We start from the raw sequence: 684 nt of genomic DNA, 5'->3' as shown, positions 1-684 counted from the left end.
CCCCCCCCCCCCCGACCGGCGGCCCGGCGGGCGGCGAAGGGAAGAAATGATCACCTCGATCGCGCACGTGCTCGGCACCCGGCCGAACCTGGTCAAGGCCGCGCCGGTGGTCGCCGCGCTCGGCGACCTGGACCAGAGCGTCCTGCATACGGGCCAGCACTACGACGAACGCCTGTCGAAGGTGTTCTTCGACGAGCTGGGCCTGCCCGAACCCGACGTGAACCTCGGCGTCGGCTCGGGCGGGCACGCCGAGCAGACGGCGGCGGTCATGGTGGGTCTGGAGCGCGAGTTCGTCCGGCGCGCCCCGGACCTCGTCGTCGTGTACGGCGACGTGAACTCGACGATCGCCGCCGCGCTGGTCGCGGCCAAGCTGCACATCCCGGTCGCCCATGTGGAGGCCGGGCTGCGCAGCTTCGACATGACGATGCCGGAGGAGGTCAACCGGCGCCTCACCGACCAGCTCTCCGACCTGTGCTTAGTCACGAGCCCGGAGGCGATCGGCCATCTGGCGGCCGAGGGGATCCCGGTCGGCCGCGCGCACCTGGTCGGCAACCCGATGATCGACACGCTGCTCGCCAACCTCGGCAAGTTCGACACCGGCAGGGTGCGGTCGCGGTACGGGCTGCCGGACCGGTACGTGCTGGCGACCATGCACCGGCCCGCCAACGTGGACGCGCCCGGCAC

1 protein-coding gene is annotated in these 684 nt (G+C 71.9%); it reads left to right on the top strand.

Annotation, left to right across the window (positions count from 1 at the left end; all coding sequences use genetic code 11):
- Positions 1 to 46: 46 nt before the first annotated feature.
- Positions 47 to 684, top strand: a 638-nt coding sequence (locus GNZ18_RS40635; RefSeq protein WP_173391036.1) for a UDP-N-acetyl glucosamine 2-epimerase, incomplete at its 3' end; no start/stop codon positions are given.

Origin of the sequence: Actinomadura litoris, assembly GCF_009733595.1 — a bacterium.
Classification (GTDB): Bacteria; Actinomycetota; Actinomycetes; order Streptosporangiales; family Streptosporangiaceae; genus Spirillospora; species Spirillospora litoris.
Note: the sequence above shows the minus strand (reverse complement) of the source record. Positions and strands in the feature narration are given on the sequence as shown.